Genomic DNA, 19,308 nt, shown 5'->3' on the forward strand with positions numbered 1-19,308 from the left:
GATGTGGATTTCAGCGGTTTGGCTATCTGGGTCTCTCGCGGCGATGCGCTCGCCGAAGGCCTTGAGGCAGCGCATCCTGGCTTCTGCGCGGCTGCGGGTGTGGTATCCCGTCCATCGTTTCCAGAACGCCCGGCCGTAGTGACGTGTGGCGCGCAGGGTTTCGTTGCGGGCCCGGGCGGCTGGGCAATCCTCCTTCCACGCTCGGCCATTCTTGCGGATCGGGATGATAGCCGTGCCACCGCGTGCGATGATGGCACTGTGGCAGCGGCGGGTGTCGTAGGCGCCATCTGCGGTCACGGTGCCGATGTCTTCGCCGTCCGGGATCTGGTTCAGAAGTTCTGGCAGGACGGGACTGTCGCCTTCCCGGCTGGAGGTGAACTCGACCGCGCGGATGTCGGATGTGGCGGTATCCATGGCCAGATGGACCTTGCGCCATTGGCGGCGTCGCTGAACACCGTGCTTGCGGGCTTGCCACTCTCCATCTCCGAGGAACTTGATGCCGGTGCTGTCGACAAGCAGGTTCAGCGGCCCGTCTGCACGGCGATAAGGGATCTGCACCTTCAGGGTCTTCTGCCTTCGGCTCAAGGTCGAATAGTCGGGAACGGGCCAGTCCAGCCCCGCGAGCCGCAGCAGACTGGCGACCATCCCGGCGGTCTGTCTGAGCGGCAGCTTGAACAGCACCTTGATCGATAAGCAGAACTGGATCGCCGCATTCGAGAACACCGGCGGGCGCCCAGGGCGGCCCTCATGCGGCGCGTACCAGGCCATCTCCTTGTCCAGCCAGATCAGCAAAGACCCGCGCTTGCGGAGCGCAGCGTTGTAGGCGGACCAGTTCGTCGTGCGGTAGCGGGCGGGCTTGGGCTTGCTCATGACATCCGTCTANATAAGCAGAACTGGATCGCCGCATTCGAGAACACCGGCGGGCGCCCAGGGCGGCCCTCATGCGGCGCGTACCAGGCCATCTCCTTGTCCAGCCAGATCAGCAAAGACCCGCGCTTGCGGAGCGCAGCGTTGTAGGCGGACCAGTTCGTCGTGCGGTAGCGGGCGGGCTTGGGCTTGCTCATGACATCCGTCTAACCCCATGGATTCGTGTTGTGAATCCTCCAACGAGAGAGTTCTGCAACAATGCCCCTTTTCATAAACAATCCGAACATAGACGCTTCCCACATCAGCTGAATTGAGAACAACAAAATGCTCCACATAGAGGTTGCCAATATTGCCGATTTCGGCGACCTGCCCATCCTCAAATTTTTCGGGCAGCCCGCTGATTGACGCGTCCAAAGATTTTAGCGTTTGTTCATCGACATAGTGAAAAATGCTGCGCAAAGCCCTGGTCGCGCCAGCCTTGCTTTTCTGAAAGGAGTTAACAAAGTCACAGGAGCGTTCGGTCGGCGTGGCGCTCAGGCTTGGTGCCGCAGTTAGAAAAAGAAGAGTTGCTGCCAGCGTTGGTAAGATTGCTGCACCAGTGCGTTGAGTTTTCATTGACTTTCTCTCGATTGTAGCTGTGATAATGATTGGCCTTGAGTAGTGCGTAAGAACTTGTCGAATAATCCTTTGACTGCTCGAAGTTGTGTTGCATTCCTTTGTGATGGCTAGGGGGTTAACATGCCGTTGAGGAATTGCAAAAGTCTCTACCGTTCTTTTGAGAGCGATATCAGATAGAGGAAGTTGCGTTCGCGACGATGCTATTTCGCATGCCGATCTCGCGTCTGCCCGCGGGAGCTCCACTGGCCAGAAACCCCTCCTATCCGTCCCGTCCCGGCTCGTCCGGATCACTTGAAAACAACGCGATCTTGTTGCCCTGCGGGTCGCGCAGGTAGCCGACATAGAAGCGCGGTCCGTAGGCGGCGCGGAACCCTGGCGGGCCTTCGTCTGAGCCGCCCGCGGCAAGCGCCGCGGCGTGCAGCTCGCGCACCTGCTGCTGATTGCGGGCCTGGAATGAGACCATCGACCCGTTTCCGGCTGAGGCCGGGCGCCCGTCGAAGGCTGGTTTGACATAGAAATCCGGCAGAACAGGTGACTGGCCCGGTGCAACTGGCAGCGTGTAGCTCAATCCCGCGGGCCCCTCCTCCAGCGCGTAGCCAAGTGCCGGCAGCAGCGCGGAATAGAACCGTTTTGCCCGCGCAATGTCATCAGCACCGACAGTGACATAGGCAATCATGCTGAGAGTCCTTTCCGGAAGTCTGGCCCGTCAATATGGTTGTAAACCGGCACAGGTTCCGGCTCAACATCTGGGGGCTGCGGGTTCCTGTTGCCAGCCTTGGGGCAAAGGCAGCGCAGGCTTACGCCGCCCTGCGGACCGCCTTACTCTTTGCCGCCCAGCCGCTTCCTGTTGACGGTGCCTGCACGTCCCGCCATGGTCCCGGGCCTGAGACATCAAGGCCGGGCACGCGGGTATATGAGCAGCGATTGGAACGACTATGCGGACGGATGGGACGGCAACAGCGATGTCCGGCTTTATGCGGACCGGGCCTTTGCCGCGCTCGACGCTTATGCAGGCATCACCGGAGGCGGCTGGCAGGACAAGCGGGTGCTTGATTTCGGCTGCGGCACAGGGCTGCTGAGCGGGAAACTGGCTCCGCATGTGCAGGAAGTTGCAGCCGTTGATACCTCGGAGCGGATGATCGCGGTGCTTGCCGGGAAAGCGCTGCCAAATGTCAGGGCGCTCCATACGGACATCCTGGACGGCAACGGGGCCGGGGAGGGGCTCACGGGCTTTGACCTGATCTGCGCGTCTTCTGTCTGCAGCTTCCTGCCGGACTATCCAGGCGCTGTGGCGCAACTGGCGGGGCTTTTGAACAGCGGCGGGATGTTTGTGCAATGGGACTGGCTGGCGCGCGACGCGGGTGCCTCCGGATTGACGTTGCAACAGGTGCGGGAGGGGCTGCACCTGGCCGGCCTTGGCGGTATCCGTGTGGAACAGGTGTTTGATATGGGCGGCGGCGGCCAGGCCATGCCGGTATTGATGGGGACGGCCTCCCGCAAGTGATCTGAAGGGCCGCGCGGGAGGCTCCCGCCCGTCCGCCCGCGGATATGAAATCCGCAGGGTCCGGTTGGGCCAGGCAGGCCGCGCCGCAGGCGCGGCCTGCCTGGCCCCCGTGGCGGCGCGCAATGCGCGGCGCAACCCTCAGGAGGCCAGCTTTGCCGCCTCGGCGGCAGCGGCCTGGAAACCGGCCTCCGGGTCGGCTGTCAGCAGCGTCGGCTGGAAGCGGAGTTCCGCGATGTCCTCCACTCCGGCCTGGTTCAGCCAGAACTTCAAGTAGGCGGACTGGTAGTCGATGCCGAAGGCAGGCGATGGCATATCCGGCCCGTAGGCGCCGCTGGTCAGCGCCAGCACGGCCCGTTTGCCTTTCAGCAGGCCGAAGTACCCGGTTTCGGGATCCAGCCCCCAGAGCAGGCCGGGCTGGTGGATCAGGTCGATGTACTGCTTGAACTTATAGGGAATGCTGCCATTCCACATTGGTGCGGCGATCAGGTAGATGTCGGCGCTGATGAAACGCTGGGCCATGCTGGTGATTTCGTCCCAGGCGGTGCGCTGGGAGGCATCGTGCTCCTGGCCGGTGATCACGCTCATCTTGGCGGCAACCTTGTTGCCGTCGAAATCCGGCAGGGGTTCAGCGGACAGATCCAGCACGTCCACATCGAGGTCTGGTGCCCTTTCCTGAAGCCTGGCCAGATAGGCATTGGCGAGCGCAGCGGACTTTGAGCTGGTGCCGCGGGGCGAGGCCTTGATAAACAGCAGTTTGGTCATTCCGGGTCTCCTGTCTGAGGGAATGCGTGTTTTTCGCAGGAGCAATATGAGGGCGGGCAGGCTTCGCAAAAATGCATTGAATTGCAAAGGATTTATGCGGAAGCTGCACAAATGAGCCAGGATGGAAGCGTCAATCTGTTTGTCTGCGTGGTCGAGGAGGGCAGTTTCTCAGCCGCGGCGCGTGTGCTTGGGGTCGCGCCGTCATCGGTGGCGCGCCAGATCCAGCAGCTCGAGCAGGCGCTGGGCGCCCGGCTGTTCCAGCGCACCACCCGTAAGCAAAGCCTGACAGAGGCGGGCGAGCTGTATTACCGCCATGCGCGCCGGGCTGCTGAAGAGCTGGAGGCGGCCCGCCGCGGCATCGCCCGAATGACCGGTGCGCCCGCCGGTGTGCTGACAGTGACCGCGGAGGCGGATCTGGCTGTCGCACTGATTTCACCGCTGCTGCCCGCGTTCCTGCAGGAATATCCGGAGGTAAAGGTGCGGTTGCTGCTTTCTTCAGCTCTCAGCGACCTGGTCGATGGGCGGATCGACCTTGCGGTCCGCATGGGGCAGCTGAAGGATTCCAGCCTGGTCGCCCGCAAGCTGTTCGAAAGCCGGTCGCAGCTCTGCGCCAGCCCGGCTTACGTCAAAGCACACGGAAGACCGGCGCATCCTTTGGATTTGGCTGGGCACCAGTGCCTGTCATTCCGCACGTCTGCCGGCCGGACGCATTGGCGGTTTGCCACGCCGGACGGTCCTTGCGAGGTGCCCGTCAGCGGGCCGGTGCAAGCGAACGGGCTGGAGTTCCTGAAATCGCTGGCCATATCCGGATGCGGGATCGCCATGCTGCCGGAGTGGATTGCCGGAAAGGAGCTGGAACGCGGTGGTCTTGTTGCCCTGCTTGACGGGTTTCCCTCGCTGCCTGCAGGCACGCCTGTCAGTGCAGTCTATGCCGAACGGCGCCAGCTGGAGCCGAAAACGCGCGCTTTCGTGGATTTCCTTGCCGCGCGCCTTGCCGGGCGTTGAGCTGGGGGCTGTGTGGGCAGGGGCATTCAGTGCCCCAAGGGCCGCGGGACGTGCAAAGGTTCTGACAGAGGGTGCCGCCGTATCCGGGTGCACTGTTGTGCTCCGCAAGCACTGCGCTGCTGAGAACAATGGTTTCACATGCGGGGTGATTGTGGCGGATTTTACCATAATCTGTGGAAACCGCCAGAGGGAAAAACCTGCCAGTTTCCCTGCAAAAACATGTATTTACCCATTCACATTCCGGAATGCCTCTGGCTAAGATCAAGGAATGGATTGGAATGGCCTCAGACCTCAGAAACGGAGCCCCGCCGCGGCAGGGCTGGTGCCTATCGGGCGGCGGCGGGGCTCAGCCGTGGCGCGGGCAGGCGGTTCAGTCCCGGGGCGTGTAACTGTCCAGAGCAATGCTGATCCAGCGCATGGCCGCGGCCAGGGCCGCTTCGGCGGTGTCGCGCGCAGCCGGGTCTGCGCCGGCTGCGAAATAGACCTCCTTGAGACGGTCAAGGTCGCTGGCGGCCTTCTCGAAATCTGCTGGAACAAACTGGCGCATTCTGCATCTGCCATTGACGGGGAAAGGAATAGACGAAGGTGAACGGGTGAGCGCGGAGACAGCTTCCTTTGTGCGGCAATACAAGGAAAGAAGCCGTCTCCGGCCACTCATCAACAGGTAACCTGATAACGGGGGGCTGATAGGTTTGGGGACGATCAAGGACAATCTCCAAAGCCGCGAAATGCAGCTTTTTGACATGTTCGGTGAACCGCCGCAGTTCACGGTACATGAAATGATGATGGTTTTACGCAGCGGGGTGTTTCTGAAATACGCCGCGGCGGTGGTCTTGCTGCTGGTTGCGTTCGACACGCATGGATACCGCGAGGCAGGGATGCCGCTGCAGGTCAACATCCTGATCTGGATGGTTTGCGTGGCCGCGTTTGTATCTGTCTATGCGGCGGTGCTGCTGGGCTGGCTGGCGCTGGCGCCGGGCGGGCGGAGGATACGGCTGCTGCGGCTGGTGCCGAATGCGACTGCAATGGCGGTGGTCACGTTCCTGGTGCTGGCACTGGCGTCGGGGTTTGCAGATCTGGAGTTCAGCAGGCGGGTCCTGCTGCAGCATCTGCCCTACAACATCGCCCTGAGCTATATCTTCGAGACCTTGATGTTCGTGTTCATCCTGCCGCAGGCGGACGCGGCACTGGGGCTGGATTTATACCGGCGCAAGCGGCCGGGCTGCGAACCGCCAGTGGAACCGCGGCCCGCGCCGGTTGTGCCGGAGCAGCCCGTTCAGCCGTTGCGCGGCGCTGCCGAAGGGCTCAACGGGACTGCGGTCGTTGTCGGCGGGCAGAAATTCGCATTGGAGCAGCTGCGCTATGTGAAATCAGAGGAGCACTACTTGCGGGTATCGGCGGGAGACAGCGAGCTGACCCTGCGCGGGCGGCTGGCCGATCTTCTTGCGCAGATGCCGCAGGACGCGGGCCTGCAGCCGCACCGGTCCTGGTGGGTGGCCCGTGACGCGGTTGCAGGGCTGAGGCGCGGCGGTCAGAGCGACGTGCTGCTGCTGGCAGATGGCACGGAAGTTCCTGTCGCCCGCGGTCGCCGTGCCCATGTGCGGGAAGTCATGCAGGCCTGGCAGGCGGGGGAGGGCTGACTCCGGCCGGGCCGTCCGCCCGCGCGACGTGCAGCAAGCGGGTGTGAGCCGCCGGGCCGTTACGGCTGGCTGCCAACCTTGCGGAATTCCATGTTGTAGATCACGTCCTCTCCGGTCGCCGGGTCCACACCCGGCGCGCCGCCGATGCTCAGCCGGTCGCCGTCCAGGGTGAAGGGGCGGGACAGATCGCCCGCCCAGTCCGGGTTCCAGGCGCCTTCCACGTGGTGGACCACCCGGTTGTCCTCCAGCGTGTAGGAAGCGACATAGGCCAGCATATCGTCGAACAGCGCCGCTTTCTCCTCTGTGCTCCAGCCCTCGCCGCTCTGGCTTATCCGGTCGCGCCGGAACACGGTGGCCATCATCCGCCCGTCCGGGTGATAGGCGATATAGCCGATGGGAGACGGGCCGAGAGCGTCCACGGTTTCCCCGGTGGCGGCAGAGGTGCGGGTCCACGAGATCATGCGCCAGGATCCGATCAGCGCGCTGGCATCCGGCATTGCGGTCATCCTCCATGCGGCAGAGAGCGCCAGTATGCCAGAAACCGGGTGGATCCCCTAGCCGGGCCTGCGCGGGGGTCACGCGAATGACAGCGCCCCTTCCGGCTGGGGGGAGCCGGAAGGGGCGCAGCCTGGACCAGGCCAGGAAAGGGATACAGGGCGGCAGCGCCCGGCGTGTCAGCCCTCGGCGGTTTCAGCCAGCTCCATGTGGCCCCAGCCGCGCGACAGCACCTTGCGCAGGATCGGCTCGAAGAACTCCAGCGGCTTGGTCGGATATTCCGGGTCAAAGGCGCATTGGTCGTATTTTTCGCAGAAATACCGGCAGTCCTCCCAATGGGGGCTGTCGCGGTATTTGTCGCGGGCGTTGCGGTCGCCGCCGAAGTGGTGGTTGTAGTAGAAGCCCTGGAACACGCAGTGGTGCTTGAGGATCCAGTAGGTCTTCTCGCTGACATAGGGCTTCATCATCGCCGCAGACAGCTCGCCGTGGTTGTAGGGGGACAGGATGTCGCCGGTGTCGTGCACCAGGGCGGCCACGATGATCTCGTCATCGGCGCCGTCCTCCCAGGCGCGGGTCGCGGCCTGCAGGCTGTGCTGGTAGCGGTTAACTGGGTAGGGGGTCCAGTCCTCGTCCAATGAGCGGATGGCGTCGAGGATGCGGTCCGGCAGGGCGGCGTTGTAGGCTTCCTCGTATTTCTCCACCGCAGCCCAGTCGGCGGCGGTGGCGTCTTCGAAACTGGTCCAGGTTGGCTTGTGGCTTTTGTCCAGCATGGCGCGGGTCCTTTGGTTGATCTGCTGGCAGGGTAGCGATTTCGGTGTGAGCAGGAAAACGAATTGATTTGCTCAATCTGAGCATAAATAATGATCACTATGCAGATCAGTGCGTTCAAAACCTTTCTGGCGATCGAGACCGCGGGCAGTTTTCACGGCGCGGCGCGGGCGCTCAATGTGACCCAGACCGCGGTCAGCGCCCGGATCAAGGCGCTGGAGGACAGCTTGGGCACGCCGCTGTTTGACCGCGGACCCGGCGGCACAAGGCTGAGCGCGGCGGGGCGGCAGTTCCTGCCCTATGCCGAGCAGATGATGCGGACATGGGAGTTTGTCTCCGGCGATCTGAAGGCGAGCCTGCAGGGGCAGGTGCCGCTGCGGCTGGGGGCGCAGCTGTCGGTCTGGGATCCGCTGCTGGTCGATGTGGCTGTGTGGCTGGAGGAGGTGCAAGGCACGGTGCCCTTCACGCTGAACTATGATCACGCGATGAACATGGGCGAGGCGGTGGCGCGGCGGCTGCTGGACGTGGCGATCGTGAACGAGGTGCCCGCGGGCACCCGGCTGGCGGCGGAGGAACTGCCGCCGGAGCGGCTGACGCTGGTCGCGGACCGTCCCCTGCAGCTGGGGCAGGATGCGCTGCCCCTGTTCATCAACCTGGAATTCGGCGCGGAGTACGATGCGCAGCTGCACGATGTTCTGCCCGCCCGCAGCCGCCAGCACATCGTGCTGGGCAATGCGCTGATGGGGCTGCGCTATCTGCAGAAACGCGGCGGCATGGGGTACTTCCCGGCCTATATGGCAGCAGAGGCGCTGGCGGCAGGGACGCTGCACGCGGTGGAGGACGCGCCGGAGATCCATCTGAGCTGCCGGGTGCTCTATCTGCCCGACAATCCGGCGCGGGAGCATATCCACCAGGTGGTGCAGGGGCTGCAGGAAGTGCGAGGCGGCGGCTGAAGATTGTGAGACCGTTGACACCAGAGGGGTGTCTGCGCAATTTCGGCGTGTTTCAAGGAGTTCTTATGACAAAACGCATTTTCGGAATTCCGCAGAAGAAGTTAGTGCTTGGCTGCACGATATTCGCAGTACTTTGGTACGGGAGTTTTCTGTGGGCCGGTCGACCGGTCAAACTGCTCGGGGCGCCGGAAGCGGTGTACGGGGGCGTGGACCCTGAGCAGGCTGGAATCCAGCTCCATAGGCGAACTGCGTTTTATGAGGGAGAGCTTGGGCAAGCGGCGGTTCAGTTGTTTGTAGTTCTGAACTGGTCTCAGCTCGAAAAAATTGAAGGGCCGCGAGAATTGTGCGGGGAGCCTTGCAGTGACGACAGTGAAGCCGTGCTGGTCCGCAAAAACGTCTTCCGGAATCTGTTCGGATATCAAAAACTGCTGTTTGTCCGTATCGGTGACATTGTGGAATACGATCCCGCGGATGAAGAGAGTTTCATCTATCCCGGCAACTTCGCCCCGTGCTTGTGGGACGGTTTGGCAATGGAAATTGAAAGATCCAGAGCCTTGAGTGTGACTGAGGGATGCTTCGGCGCGACACTGCGTGGGAAGTCAGCTGTACACGGAAGTAGGGAAACGTATCAGGTCGTCGAAAACTGGTCCTTCCAAGTCGGGTTCTAAACCGCTGCTATAGTAAACCCCTTGTGGCGCTATTTCTGGCTAACCAGCGCCAGGTTGTTGGCGGGCATTTCCACTGCCTGAACCAGCTCCAGTCCGGCGGCGTGCAGCCAGCCAATCACATCGGTATCATCCTTGTAGCCGGTCTCAGGATCATGCTCGGTGATGGCGGCATGGAAGGCGCGGTCGCCTTCGCTGATGAGGTCTCCGCCGCGCATGAAGGGGCCGTAGATGACAAAACGCCCGCCGGGGGCGAGGGCGGCAGCGGCCTCGCGGATCAGGGTGCGGGCCTCGCCTTCGCTGATCAGATGCAGCAGGTTCACCAGCACGATCAGGTCCTGGCCTGCATGATCCGCGCCCCAGCCGGGGGCGGTGGCGTCCAGATCGATAGGCGGGGCGATATTGGTCAGGGCTGCCTCATCGGCATAGGCCTGGATGCTGGCGCGGCGGATGGTGTCTACCTCCGATGGCTGCCACATCAGGCCGGGCAGGCGGGCCGCGTATTCAATCACATGCTGGCCGGTGCCGCTGGCGAGTTCCAGGGCACAGCCCTGCGGAGGGGCCGCATCAGCAAGAAGATCGCAGATGGCGCTGCTGTTGCGGGCGGCGGAGGGGGCAAACAGCTTGCGGCCCTGCGGTTCCGCGACAGAGGCCGCGCCGGGAACGGAGCGCACCGGCATCAGCGCAGCCGTGCGGGCGACAGCGCGGTGACGGTGGCGGCATCCAGCCCCGGCGCATGGCCAGCCACCAGATCGGCAATCAATTGCGAGGCGGCGGGGGCGGTCATGATGCCGTAGCCGCCCTGACCGGCGCACCAGATGAAATCCGGCTGATCCGGGTCCGGCCCCAGCACCAGGGTGCCGTCAGCGACAAAACTGCGCAGCCCGGCAAAGTTGCTTTCGACCCGCGTGACAGGCTCTGTCACCATTTCCTCGTAGCGCGCCAGCCCCTCAGCCAGCACCATGTCGTCGGCATAGGCGTCATGCGGTTCCACCGGATCGGCATCGGCGGGGGAGACCAGCAGCTTGCCGGCGTCGGGTTTGGCGTACCAGGTCTCGCCTGCACCAATCAGCATTGGCCAGCCGCTGACATCATGGCCGCCGGGGGCAGGCAGCCGGGCCATAGAGCGGCGCTTAGGCTGCAGGCCGATAGCGGCCACCCCGGCCAGCGCCGCGACTTTATCGGCCCAGGCTCCCGCGGCGTTGACCAGATTGCGTGCCTCATAAGCTTCGCCGCCCGCGGTGACCTGCCAGCCGTCTGCAGTACGGGTGACCGCAGTCACCGGGGCCTTCGTCACAGTCTGCCCGCCTGCGGCGCGCAGGGATTTGGCGAAGTCCTGCAGCATCCGGTCGGTGTCGATATCCTCTGCCGCGCCGCTGATGGCGGTGAAGCCGACGGTCTCCGGGTTCAGGATCGGCACCATGGCGCGGGCCTCGTCCAGCTCCAGCGTGGCCATGCCCAGTTCATCCACGTCGCGTGCAAAGAGATCGCCTTCGTCCTTGGCTCCGACCAGCATCAGCCCGCGCGGCGACAGGTAGCCGTTTTCGCGCAGGTGCGCGGCGCTGGCGCGGTTCAGGTCGATGGTGGGGCCGTGGCCGTAGTTTTCCTCAAACAGCGCGGCGGAGCGGCCGGAGGAGTGGTAGCCAAGCGCGTCCTCCATCTCCAGCAGGGTGACGCTGCCCAGCTGCGCAAGCCGGGCAGCGGCGCTGGTGCCGGCCATGCCGCCGCCGATGACGATGAAATCCTGCATGGGTCTAGTCCTTGTCGTCTTGTTGTTCTTCCAGCCGGTCGGTGGCGGGGGCAGGCCGCGGGCTGAGTGCCTCAATCGCGCGGTAGAGGTCTGCGTCCATCGCGCAGTCCAGCGCTGCCAGCGAGGGCTGAAGCTGTTCCGCATTGCGGGCAGAGATGATCGGCACCGGCGCGGAAGGATGGGCAGCGGCCCAGGCCACGGCGAGGGTGGCGGAGTGGGTGCTGCGCTGCGCTGCAAGCTCTGTCAGCGCAGTGGCCGTTTCGTGCATGGCGGCCGGGCTGTAGCGGATGCCATAACCCTTGTCCTCGGTGATGCGGCCGGTGCCGCCAGCGGCGTATTTTCCAGTCAGCAGTCCGCCGCCCAGGGGCGAATAGGGCACCGCGGTGATGCCTTGGTCGGCGCACATCGGCAGGATTTCCACCTCTGCCTGGCGTTTCACCAGCGAATACATCGGCTGCAGCACGTCGATGGAAAGGCCGGAGGCGAGGCCTGCGATTTGTGCCTTCATCACCTGCCAGGCGGCAAAGTTCGACAGCGCCGCATAGCGGATCAGGCCCTCTGCCTTCAGTGCCGCGAAACAGTCCATGGTTTCGCGCAGGTCGGTGTGCGGGTCGAAGCGGTGCAGGTAGAAGACATCGACCATGTCCAGATCCAGCCGGCGGCGGCTTTCGTCCAATTGGGTGCGCAGGTTGGCGGCGCCGGCGCCGCCCTCGTAACCGGCCTTGGTGGCAATCAGAAGCTGCTCCCGCTCTGCCTTGATGAGGCGGCCGAGGATCTGTTCCGAGCTGCCATCTGTATAGACCCAAGCGGTGTCGAAATGGGTGATACCTGCGGCGCGGCAGGCGGCGTACATCTCTGCCGACTGCGCCGAGGAAGCGCGGCCGCCGAACTGCATGCAGCCAAAGGCAAAGCGGCTGGCGGGGGTGCCATCAGGGCTGGTTAGGGGCGTGCGCGGGCTCTGTGTCATGGCGGGAGAGTGGCACGCAAGGAAGGGCAGGCAAAGGGCAATTCCGGCGCCGGCCAGACAAAATGCTTGGTCAACGGGCCGGGCAGTGCAACTATCGGATGCAGTTCAAGAAAAGAAATTCAAACGGGGGACGGACGATGACCACGCCCAATGCACATCCGATGGCTGCGGGGCATATTCCTTCTTATGTCACTGCAGCGGACGGAAGCGATTTCCTTTTTACCTTCATGGCGGTGTTTACCATCACCCTGATCCTGCTGATCGGGGTTGCTTATTTCACTCTGCACGCGCTGCCGGAGAAGATGGCGCACAAGAGCAATCACCCGCAGTTCCAGCTGGTCGGCATTCTGGCGCTGCTGGCGTTGTTCACCCACAACAATATCTTCTGGGTGGCTGCGATCCTGATGGCGGGCTTCCAGATCCCGGATCTGGCGGCACCGCTCAGGTCCATTGCCGATGCGGTGCGCGGCCTGGGGCGGGAGCCTGAGCCGCCCGCGGTGCAGGGCGGTGGCGATCCCGATCCGCAGCCGGAGAAACCGGACGCGCCTGCGCCCGTGCAAGGCGAACCCGTGGCAGAAGGGCACTGAACCATGATTGAGACACTTCTGTGCGCGCTGGTCACCATCCTGCCCGACTTCCTGTTCCGCCGCTTTGTGCAGGGCAAGCGGGTTGGTCAGGAGCTGACACTGTTTTCCATCTGGTACGAGCTGCGCTGGGGCCTGACGGCCTGCGTGATGCTGACCCTGATGGTGCTGACCACGCTGTTCTACTTCCATCCGGCGACCAATACGGTGGCCTCCTACTTCCGCACTGTCACCATCCTGCCGCAGGTCGGCGGGCGGGTGGCCGAGGTCTATGTCGTCAACAACCAGGAGGTGAAGGCGGGCGATCCGATCCTGAGGCTGGAGGGGCTTTCGCAGAAGGCAGCGCTGGAATCCGCTCGGGCGGCGATTGCCCAGGTGGAGGCCTCGCGCAAGCTGGCCGATACCGATCTGGCCCAGGCGGACGCGGGCATTGCCCAGGCGCAGGCGGCGCTGGCGCAAGCGCGCGACGATCTGGAGCGCAACCAGACACTGCGTGATCAGGGCTCCAGTGCGGTGCGCCCGGCTGAGATCGAGCGGCTGGAAAATCTGGTGGACCAGCGTGCGGCCTCGGTTGAGGCAGCGCAGGCGCAGAAAGCGGCAGTGGAGCAGCAGATCGAGGTGCTGATCCCGGCCCAGATGGCCAGTGCCGAAGCGCAGCTGCAGCTGGCGCAGGCGGAACTGGACAAAACGCTGATCAGTGCTGGTGTCGACGGCAGGGTGGAACAGTTCGCGCTGCAGCCCGGCGACTATGTCAGCCCGGTGCTGCGTCCAGCGGGCATTCTGGTGCCGCTGGCCTCTGGCAGGAACCGCTTCCAGGCGGGGTTCAATCAGATGTCGGCACAGGTGATCAAGCCTGGCATGATCGGTGAGATCGGCTGCATGACCAAACCCTTCACGGTGATCCCGATGGTTGTGGTCGAGGTGCAGGATGTGATCGCCACTGGCCAGCTGCGCCCGACGGATGAGCTGCGCGATTTGAGCAACATGCGGGCGCCCGGCACCATCACCGTGTTCATGGAGCCGCTTTACGAGGGCACTGCCGAGGCGCTGCCGCCGGGCAGCAATTGCCTGGCCAATGTCTATACCAGCAACCATGAGCGGCTGGAGCATGACGACAGCATCGGCACCGCTGAGTGGGCGTTCCTGCATGTGGTGGACACCATCGGGGTCGTGCATGCGGCGGGCCTGCGGCTGCGCCTTCTGCTGATGCCGGTGCAGACGCTGGTGCTGTCAGGCCACTGAGGCAAGTCTTGCCGAGAGAGTAGGAAAGGCGGGCCCGCGTGTCCGCCTTTTGCCATTGTAGAGTGCTCAGTCCGCGAAACAGAGCTTGTTGCCGTCCAGGTCCCGCACATAGGCCGAGAACCGCGGCCCGCGCTGCCCCGGTGCGCCTTCGCAGGTGCCGCCCAGTTCGATCGCCTTCTGGTGCAGCCGGGCGGCTTCTTCAGCGGAGCCGAGGCTGAAGCCCGCCATGGTTCCGTTGCCATTGCTGGCAGGTGCGCCGTCAAAGGGGAGGGCGGCGGCAAAGGCGAAATCGTCCTTCAGCCAGTAGGTCATGCGGCCACTGGGCCGGACCTGGGTGAATCCCTGGTTTTCAAAAAGCGCGTCATAGAATTTGACTGCGGCGTCCATGTTGTTTGTACCGACAACGAAGTAATTGAGTTTCAAGAGTGTTCTCCAAAGTGCTTGAGCGCGCCGCGTGCAGATTCCCGCGGGCATGTGGAGCGGGGAGTACATCAGGGCAGTGACAAGGTGTGTCAGCAGGCTTTGCTGAGATCAGACGTTTTGCGGCAACAAAAAAAGGCCCGCCAAGTGGCGGGCCTTTGAGTGTCATAGGAGGAGCCGCTTACTGCGGGATGTCGCCTTCGATGCCTTCGACATAGAAGTTCATGCCGGCCAGGGTGCCGTCATCGGCCGTTTCGCCCTCTGCCAGCCAGGCGGAGCCGTCCTGCTTGTTAATCGGGCCGGTGAAGGCGTGGTAGGTGCCGTTGGCTTGCGCGTCCTTGATTGCCAGCGCGGCTTCTTTCACCTCGGCCGGAACCGCGTCGGAAATCTCGCCGATGCCAACCATGCCGGCGCCGATGCCGTCCCAGGTGTCAACCGACTCCCAGGTGCCGTCGATCACGGCCTTGGTGCGGGCGACGTAGTAGGGCGCCCAGTTGTCGATGATCGAGGAGACCCGCGGTTTCGGCGCGTATTCCGACATGTCGGAGGCCTGGCCGAAGGTGATCACGTTGCCTGCGGCCTGTGCGGCGGCCTGCGGCGCGGTGGAGTCGGTGTGCTGCAGGATCACGTCAGCGCCCTGTTCGATCAGCACCTTGGCAGCGTCGGCCTCTTTCGCCGGGTCGAACCAGGTGAAGGCCCAGACGATCTTGAACTGGACGTCGGGGTTCACCTTCTTGGCGTGGAGATAGGCGGAGTTGATGCCGCGGATCACTTCCGGGATCGGGTAGGAGCCGATGTAGCCGACGATGTTGCTCTCGGTCATGTGGCCCGCAATGGTGCCCTGCACCGCGCGGCCCTCATAGAAGCGGGCGGAATAGGTCGAGACGTTGTCGGCGCGCTTGTAGCCGGTGGCGTGCTCAAACTTCACGTTCGGGAATTTCTTGGCAACGTTGATGGTCGGGTCCATGTAGCCAAAGGAGGTGGTGAAGATCAGGTCAGCGCCTTCCAGCGCCATCTGGGTCATCACGCGTTCGGCGTCCGGGCCTTCGGCGACGTTTTCCACATAGACGGTTTCGACCTGGTCGCCGAACTCGGCTTCAACCGCCTTGCGGCCCTGGTCGTGCTCATAGGTCCAGCCGCCGTCGCCGACGGGGCCGACATAGACAAAGCCCACTTTGGTGGTGTCGGCCATCGCCGCGCCTGCGGCCAGGCCGAGCGCCACGGCGGCGCTGGTCAGAAGGTTGGTCAGTTTCATCAGGTTCTCCCCAGTTTGATCTTTTGGCCCCGGGCAGGGGGCAGTGAAAAGCCCCCCGTCTAGCGGGAGGCGTGGAAGTTGCGGCCAAGCGAGGCAGGTGCGCTGCTTTTGTCCGCCGAAAGGATAACAAGCACAATGATTGTAATCAGATAGGGCGACATTGCCAGATACTCGACCGGAATGGCAACGCCTGCTGCCTGCAGATTGAGCTGCACCACGGTGACGCCGCCGAAGAGATAGGCACCCAGCAGTGCGCGCCAGGGTTTCCAGCTGGCAAACACCACCAGCGCCAGCGCGATCCAGCCGATGCCGGCGGTCATGCCCTCGGTCCATTGCGGGACGCGGATCAGGCTGATGTAGGCGCCGCCAAGGCCCGCGCAGGCGCCGCCGAACATGATCGCCAGCAGGCGGATTTTCAGCACTTTGTATCCCAGCGCGTGGGCGGCGTCGTGGTTTTCCCCCACCGCGCGCAGCACTAGGCCGAGGCGGGAATATTTCAGCACCCACCAGACCGCGGCGGTCAAAGCGATGCCGAAGTAGAGGATGATGTCATGGCCGAACAGGATCGGGCCGACGACTGGCAGGTCGCTCAGGACCGGGATGTGGATGTCGCCCATCTGCGGCGGCTTGATGCCGACATAGGACTGCCCCATCAGCGCCGACAGACCCAGCCCGAACAGCGTCAGCGACAGGCCGGAGGCGACCTGGTTGGCCTGGGCAAACTGGGTGAGGATGGCAAACAGGATCGACAGCGCCGCGCCAGCGATGGCGGCGGCGATGAAGCCGAGGAAGGGCGAGCCGCTTTCCACCGCGGTGGCAAAGCCTGCGATGGCGCCGACGATCATCATTCCCTCGACCCCGAGGTTCAGGACGCCGGCCTTTTCGACTACCAGTTCGCCAATGGCCGCCAGCAGCAGCGGAGTCGCCGCCACCATCAGCGAGGCGATGAGCAGGACCGGGTTGATTGCAGAAAGATCCATGTTACGCCACCTCCGGCTTGCCGATTGCGATGCGGAAATTGGTGAGCAGGTCGAAGGCCAGCAGGAAGAACAGCAGCATCCCCTGGAAGACCTGAATGGCGGCTGCAGGCAGCTGCAGGTTCGACTGCGCGATGTCGCCGCCAATATAGGTCAGCGCCATCAGCCCGCCGGCCAGCAGGATGCCGACGGGGTGCAGGCGGCCCAGGAAGGCCACGATGATCGCGGTGAAGCCGTAGCCCACGTTGAAGTCGATGCTGATCTGGCCGGAGGGGCCGGAGACCTCAAACAGGCCGGCAAGACCTGCCAGCGCGCCGGAGGTGCCAAGGCAGAACAGCACCAGGCGGGTAGGGTTCACACCGGCGAATTTGGCTGCGCGGGGCGCCTCGCCGGTCAGGCGGATGTGGTAGCCGGTCATGTGGCGGTTCAGCAGAACATAGGCAAAGATCACCGCAATCAGCGCCGCCACCACGCCCCAGTGCATGCCGGTGCCTGCGATCAGCTCGGCGTTATGGGCGGCATCCCAGGACTGCAGGTTGCGGGAGCCAGGGAAGCCGAAGCCTTCGGGGTTCTTCAACAGGCCCAGCGAGACCGAGGCGAGGAACTGCTCGGCCACGTAGACCAGCATCAGCGAGACCAGGATTTCATTGGTGCCGAAGCGGGTTTTCAGCACCGCCGGGATCATTGCCCAGATCCAGCCGCCGAATGCGCCGGCGATGACCATGAAGGGGAAGATCAGGAAGGATTCGGAGGGGTAGAAGGCAAGGCCGGCCCCGGCGCCGAAGATGGCGCCCATGATGTACTGGCCCTCGGCGCCGATGTTCCAGATGCCCGCGCGGAAGCCGAGGCTGAGGCCGATGGCGATCAGCACCAGCGGCGCGCCCTTCACCAGCAGTTGCGGGCGGTAGTAGAAGGCGAACTCGCCGAACAGCGGTTCCCAGAAAATAGTGCGGATCGCCTCAACCGGCGGTTTTCCGAGTGCCGCGAACAGCAGGCCGCCGACGATCATGGTGGCAATCACCGCCACCAGCGGCGTGGCCATCGACCAGGCGCGCGACGGCTGCGGTCTTTTCTCAAGCCGGATCATTCAGACGGCTCCCTGTTTCAAAATTTTTGTTTCTTCAGTTTTCAGACTGTGCAGAATGGACTCCCCTGCCTGGCCGTAGGCCGGGCTGCGCCCGTTGCGCCCCCCACGCGGCGGGCGCCTCGCTTCCACCCCGCCGGGCCGGGTGCTGCCCTTGGCGTGAGCCGGCGGGTTAGACATGCGCCACCTCCATGCCGTGGGCGCCGCCCATCATCAGGCCGATCTCGTCCACCGTCAGGCCCGCGGCCTCGCGCGGGGCGCTGAGGCGGCCTTCGTTCAGGGCGGCAAAGCTGTCGGAGATTTCCATCAGCTCATCCAGGTCCTGGCTGATGCAGATCACCGCGGCGCCCTTGGCGGCCAGGTCAAGCAGCGACTGGCGGATGGCGGCGGCGGCGGCGGCATCGACGCCCCAGGTCGGCTGGTTCACCACCAGCACGTCGGGGTCCTGCAGCACTTCCCGCCCGATCACGAATTTCTGCAGGTTGCCGCCGGACAGAGACCGCGCTGCATTGCCGGGCCCGGGGGTGCGGACGTCAAACGCCTTGATGATTCGCTCGGCAAAGTCCTTGGTGGCGCCCCAATCCAGAAAACCGTTCTTCTCCAGCCCTTCGCGCACCGAGCCGGTGAGCATGGCGTTTTCGGTCAGACTCATGTCCGGGGCGGCGGCGTGGCCGAGGCGTTCCTCCGGCGCGGCCAGCACGCCGAGCCTGCGCCGCGCGGTGGGGCCGAGCTTGCCGATCGGTTCCCCGTGCAGCTTCACCGCGTCGGCCTCTGTCAGGGTTTCGCCCGACAGCACACCAAGCAGTTCGTCCTGGCCGTTGCCGGCCACACCGCCGATGCCGAGGATCTCACCCTTGCGCACGGTCAGATGCACGTTCTTGAGCGCGGTGCCGAAGGCCGAGGGCGCCGGCACCGACAGGCCGGAGATGTCCATTGCCACGGCGCCGAACTCGCGGCTGCCGCGTTCGGGGGTCTGCAGGGTGCTGCCGACCATCATCTCCGCCATGTCGCGGGCGGAGGTCTCAGACGGGGTGCATTCGCCGACGTTCTTGCCCAGCCGCAGGATGGTGGCGTGGTCGCACAGCGTGCGGATTTCCTCCAGCTTGTGGGAGATATAGAGGATCGAGGTGCCCTCGGACTGCAGTTTCTGCAGGGTCTTGAACAGGATCTCCACCTCCTGCGGGGTGAGGACCGAGGTCGGCTCATCCATGATCAGCAGTTTGGGGTCCTGCAGCAGGCAGCGGATGATCTCGACCCGCTGGCGCTCGCCTGCCGACAAGTCGCCGACGGTGCGGTAAGGGTCGAGCGGCAGGCCGTAGGTTTCCGACACCTCGCGGATGCGGGCGGCGAGGTCGCGCATCTCGGGCGGGTTTTCCATGCCGAGCGCGATGTTTTCGGCCACGTTGAGCGCGTCGAACAGCGAAAAGTGCTGGAACACCATGGCGATGCCGTCAGCCCGCGCCTGGCGCGGCTCAGCGGGCTCATAAGGCTGGCCGCGCAGCAGCATCTTGCCGCTGTCGGGTTTCACCAACCCGTAGATCATCTTGACCAGGGTCGACTTGCCGGCGCCGTTTTCGCCCAGCAGGGCATGTACTTCGCCCTCGCCGATGTCAAAGGAGACGGTGTCATTTGCCACCACTCCGGGGTAGGCCTTGGTCAGGCCCTGAAGGCTCAACAGTGGTACAGTCACGTGCGCCGGTCCTCTTTCATTGTTCTGATCCCCCAGTCAGCCGCCGCCGCGGCGGGCATCCC

General features: G+C 64.0%; 21 protein-coding genes and 1 pseudogene. 7 read left to right on the forward strand and 15 right to left on the reverse strand.

Annotated elements, in window-relative coordinates:
* The 3 genes and pseudogenes from A9D60_RS14105 to A9D60_RS14115 all read right to left on the reverse strand — a co-directional run.
* Window positions 1-870: IS5 family transposase (locus tag A9D60_RS14105; RefSeq protein ID WP_065268181.1), on the reverse strand; the 870-nt coding region annotated here is incomplete at its 3' end.
* A gap of 13 nt (window positions 871-883) precedes the next feature.
* Window positions 884-1,064, reverse strand: a pseudogene (locus A9D60_RS14110) (transposase); the annotation flags it as partial.
* A gap of 680 nt (window positions 1,065-1,744) precedes the next feature.
* Complete coding sequence (locus tag A9D60_RS14115) at window positions 1,745-2,161, reverse strand: VOC family protein (protein ID WP_065268183.1); 417 nt, start codon at window positions 2,159-2,161, stop codon at window positions 1,745-1,747.
* Window positions 2,162-2,398: 237 nt separating this feature from the next.
* On the opposite strand from A9D60_RS14115, the gene A9D60_RS14120 reads away from it, so the two are divergent.
* Window positions 2,399-2,989 (forward strand): class I SAM-dependent DNA methyltransferase, encoded by a 591-nt coding sequence (locus A9D60_RS14120; protein ID WP_065268184.1) that lies wholly within the window; start codon window positions 2,399-2,401, stop codon window positions 2,987-2,989.
* A 138-nt stretch (window positions 2,990-3,127) separates the two neighbouring features.
* Here A9D60_RS14120 and A9D60_RS14125 read toward each other — a convergent pair whose 3' ends face one another.
* The gene (locus A9D60_RS14125; RefSeq protein ID WP_065268185.1) at window positions 3,128-3,751 is read right to left on the reverse strand and encodes an FMN-dependent NADH-azoreductase; all 624 of its coding nucleotides are present in this window, start codon (window positions 3,749-3,751) and stop codon (window positions 3,128-3,130) included.
* A 111-nt stretch (window positions 3,752-3,862) separates the two neighbouring features.
* Here A9D60_RS14125 and A9D60_RS14130 point away from each other — a divergent pair, with 111 nt between their 5' ends.
* Entirely contained in the window at window positions 3,863-4,756 is an 894-nt protein-coding gene (locus A9D60_RS14130; protein WP_065268186.1) for a LysR family transcriptional regulator, read from the forward strand.
* Between the two features lie 370 nt (window positions 4,757-5,126).
* Here A9D60_RS14130 and A9D60_RS26610 read toward each other — a convergent pair whose 3' ends face one another.
* Window positions 5,127-5,303 carry a hypothetical protein gene (locus A9D60_RS26610; RefSeq protein WP_175392966.1) on the reverse strand — a complete coding sequence of 59 codons (177 nt, stop codon included), beginning with the start codon at window positions 5,301-5,303 and terminating at the stop codon, window positions 5,127-5,129.
* Window positions 5,304-5,484: 181 nt separating this feature from the next.
* Here A9D60_RS26610 and A9D60_RS14135 point away from each other — a divergent pair, with 181 nt between their 5' ends.
* Complete coding sequence (locus A9D60_RS14135; RefSeq protein WP_141117926.1) at window positions 5,485-6,396, forward strand: LytTR family DNA-binding domain-containing protein; 912 nt, start codon at window positions 5,485-5,487, stop codon at window positions 6,394-6,396.
* 59 nt (window positions 6,397-6,455) lie between these two features.
* On the opposite strand, the gene A9D60_RS14140 is transcribed toward A9D60_RS14135, so the two are convergent.
* Window positions 6,456-6,893 (reverse strand): lipocalin-like domain-containing protein, encoded by a 438-nt coding sequence (locus A9D60_RS14140; protein WP_065268188.1) that lies wholly within the window; start codon window positions 6,891-6,893, stop codon window positions 6,456-6,458.
* A 177-nt stretch (window positions 6,894-7,070) separates the two neighbouring features.
* Window positions 7,071-7,661 (reverse strand): HD domain-containing protein, encoded by a 591-nt coding sequence (locus tag A9D60_RS14145; protein WP_065268189.1) that lies wholly within the window; start codon window positions 7,659-7,661, stop codon window positions 7,071-7,073.
* A 99-nt stretch (window positions 7,662-7,760) separates the two neighbouring features.
* Here A9D60_RS14145 and A9D60_RS14150 point away from each other — a divergent pair, with 99 nt between their 5' ends.
* Together A9D60_RS14150 and A9D60_RS14155 are read left to right on the forward strand one after the other, a co-directional pair.
* Window positions 7,761-8,612, forward strand: coding sequence for a LysR family transcriptional regulator (locus A9D60_RS14150; protein WP_254656698.1), 852 nt, complete (start codon window positions 7,761-7,763; stop codon window positions 8,610-8,612).
* A gap of 65 nt (window positions 8,613-8,677) precedes the next feature.
* Window positions 8,678-9,280, forward strand: a complete 603-nt coding sequence (locus tag A9D60_RS14155; protein WP_065268191.1) for a hypothetical protein — start codon at window positions 8,678-8,680, stop codon at window positions 9,278-9,280.
* Window positions 9,281-9,309: 29 nt separating this feature from the next.
* On the opposite strand, the gene A9D60_RS14160 is transcribed toward A9D60_RS14155, so the two are convergent.
* Genes A9D60_RS14160 through A9D60_RS14170 form a run of 3 tightly spaced genes read right to left on the reverse strand, consistent with a single transcriptional unit; the run spans window position 9,310 to window position 11,994 of the window.
* The gene (locus A9D60_RS14160) at window positions 9,310-9,957 is read right to left on the reverse strand and encodes a DUF938 domain-containing protein (RefSeq protein WP_065268192.1); all 648 of its coding nucleotides are present in this window, start codon (window positions 9,955-9,957) and stop codon (window positions 9,310-9,312) included.
* Window positions 9,957-11,027: an NAD(P)/FAD-dependent oxidoreductase gene (locus A9D60_RS14165; RefSeq protein WP_065268193.1), complete on the reverse strand. Its 1,071-nt coding sequence runs from the start codon at window positions 11,025-11,027 to the stop codon at window positions 9,957-9,959. The genes A9D60_RS14160 and A9D60_RS14165 overlap by 1 nt, the downstream gene beginning before the upstream one ends.
* A gap of 4 nt (window positions 11,028-11,031) precedes the next feature.
* Window positions 11,032-11,994: an aldo/keto reductase gene (locus tag A9D60_RS14170; RefSeq protein WP_065268194.1), complete on the reverse strand. Its 963-nt coding sequence runs from the start codon at window positions 11,992-11,994 to the stop codon at window positions 11,032-11,034.
* 137 nt (window positions 11,995-12,131) lie between these two features.
* Here A9D60_RS14170 and A9D60_RS14175 point away from each other — a divergent pair, with 137 nt between their 5' ends.
* Window positions 12,132-12,581 (forward strand): hypothetical protein, encoded by a 450-nt coding sequence (locus A9D60_RS14175; RefSeq protein ID WP_065268195.1) that lies wholly within the window; start codon window positions 12,132-12,134, stop codon window positions 12,579-12,581.
* Between the two features lie 3 nt (window positions 12,582-12,584).
* Entirely contained in the window at window positions 12,585-13,820 is a 1,236-nt protein-coding gene (locus A9D60_RS14180; protein ID WP_065268196.1) for an HlyD family secretion protein, read from the forward strand.
* Between the two features lie 66 nt (window positions 13,821-13,886).
* On the opposite strand, the gene A9D60_RS14185 is transcribed toward A9D60_RS14180, so the two are convergent.
* From A9D60_RS14185 to A9D60_RS14205, 5 genes are all read right to left on the reverse strand, one after another.
* Window positions 13,887-14,294 (reverse strand): VOC family protein, encoded by a 408-nt coding sequence (locus A9D60_RS14185; protein WP_368072347.1) that lies wholly within the window; start codon window positions 14,292-14,294, stop codon window positions 13,887-13,889.
* A 127-nt stretch (window positions 14,295-14,421) separates the two neighbouring features.
* Entirely contained in the window at window positions 14,422-15,495 is a 1,074-nt protein-coding gene (locus tag A9D60_RS14190) for a BMP family ABC transporter substrate-binding protein (RefSeq protein ID WP_065268198.1), read from the reverse strand.
* 59 nt (window positions 15,496-15,554) lie between these two features.
* Window positions 15,555-16,475 (reverse strand): ABC transporter permease, encoded by a 921-nt coding sequence (locus A9D60_RS14195; protein ID WP_065268199.1) that lies wholly within the window; start codon window positions 16,473-16,475, stop codon window positions 15,555-15,557.
* 1 nt (window position 16,476) lies between these two features.
* Window positions 16,477-17,559 carry an ABC transporter permease gene (locus tag A9D60_RS14200; protein WP_065268200.1) on the reverse strand — a complete coding sequence of 361 codons (1,083 nt, stop codon included), beginning with the start codon at window positions 17,557-17,559 and terminating at the stop codon, window positions 16,477-16,479.
* 169 nt (window positions 17,560-17,728) lie between these two features.
* Window positions 17,729-19,246, reverse strand: coding sequence for an ABC transporter ATP-binding protein (locus tag A9D60_RS14205; protein WP_065268201.1), 1,518 nt, complete (start codon window positions 19,244-19,246; stop codon window positions 17,729-17,731).
* Window positions 19,247-19,308: the final 62 nt, after the last annotated feature.

The sequence above is a fragment of the Leisingera sp. JC1 genome (assembly GCF_001679925.1).
Lineage (GTDB): Bacteria > Pseudomonadota > Alphaproteobacteria > Rhodobacterales > Rhodobacteraceae > Leisingera.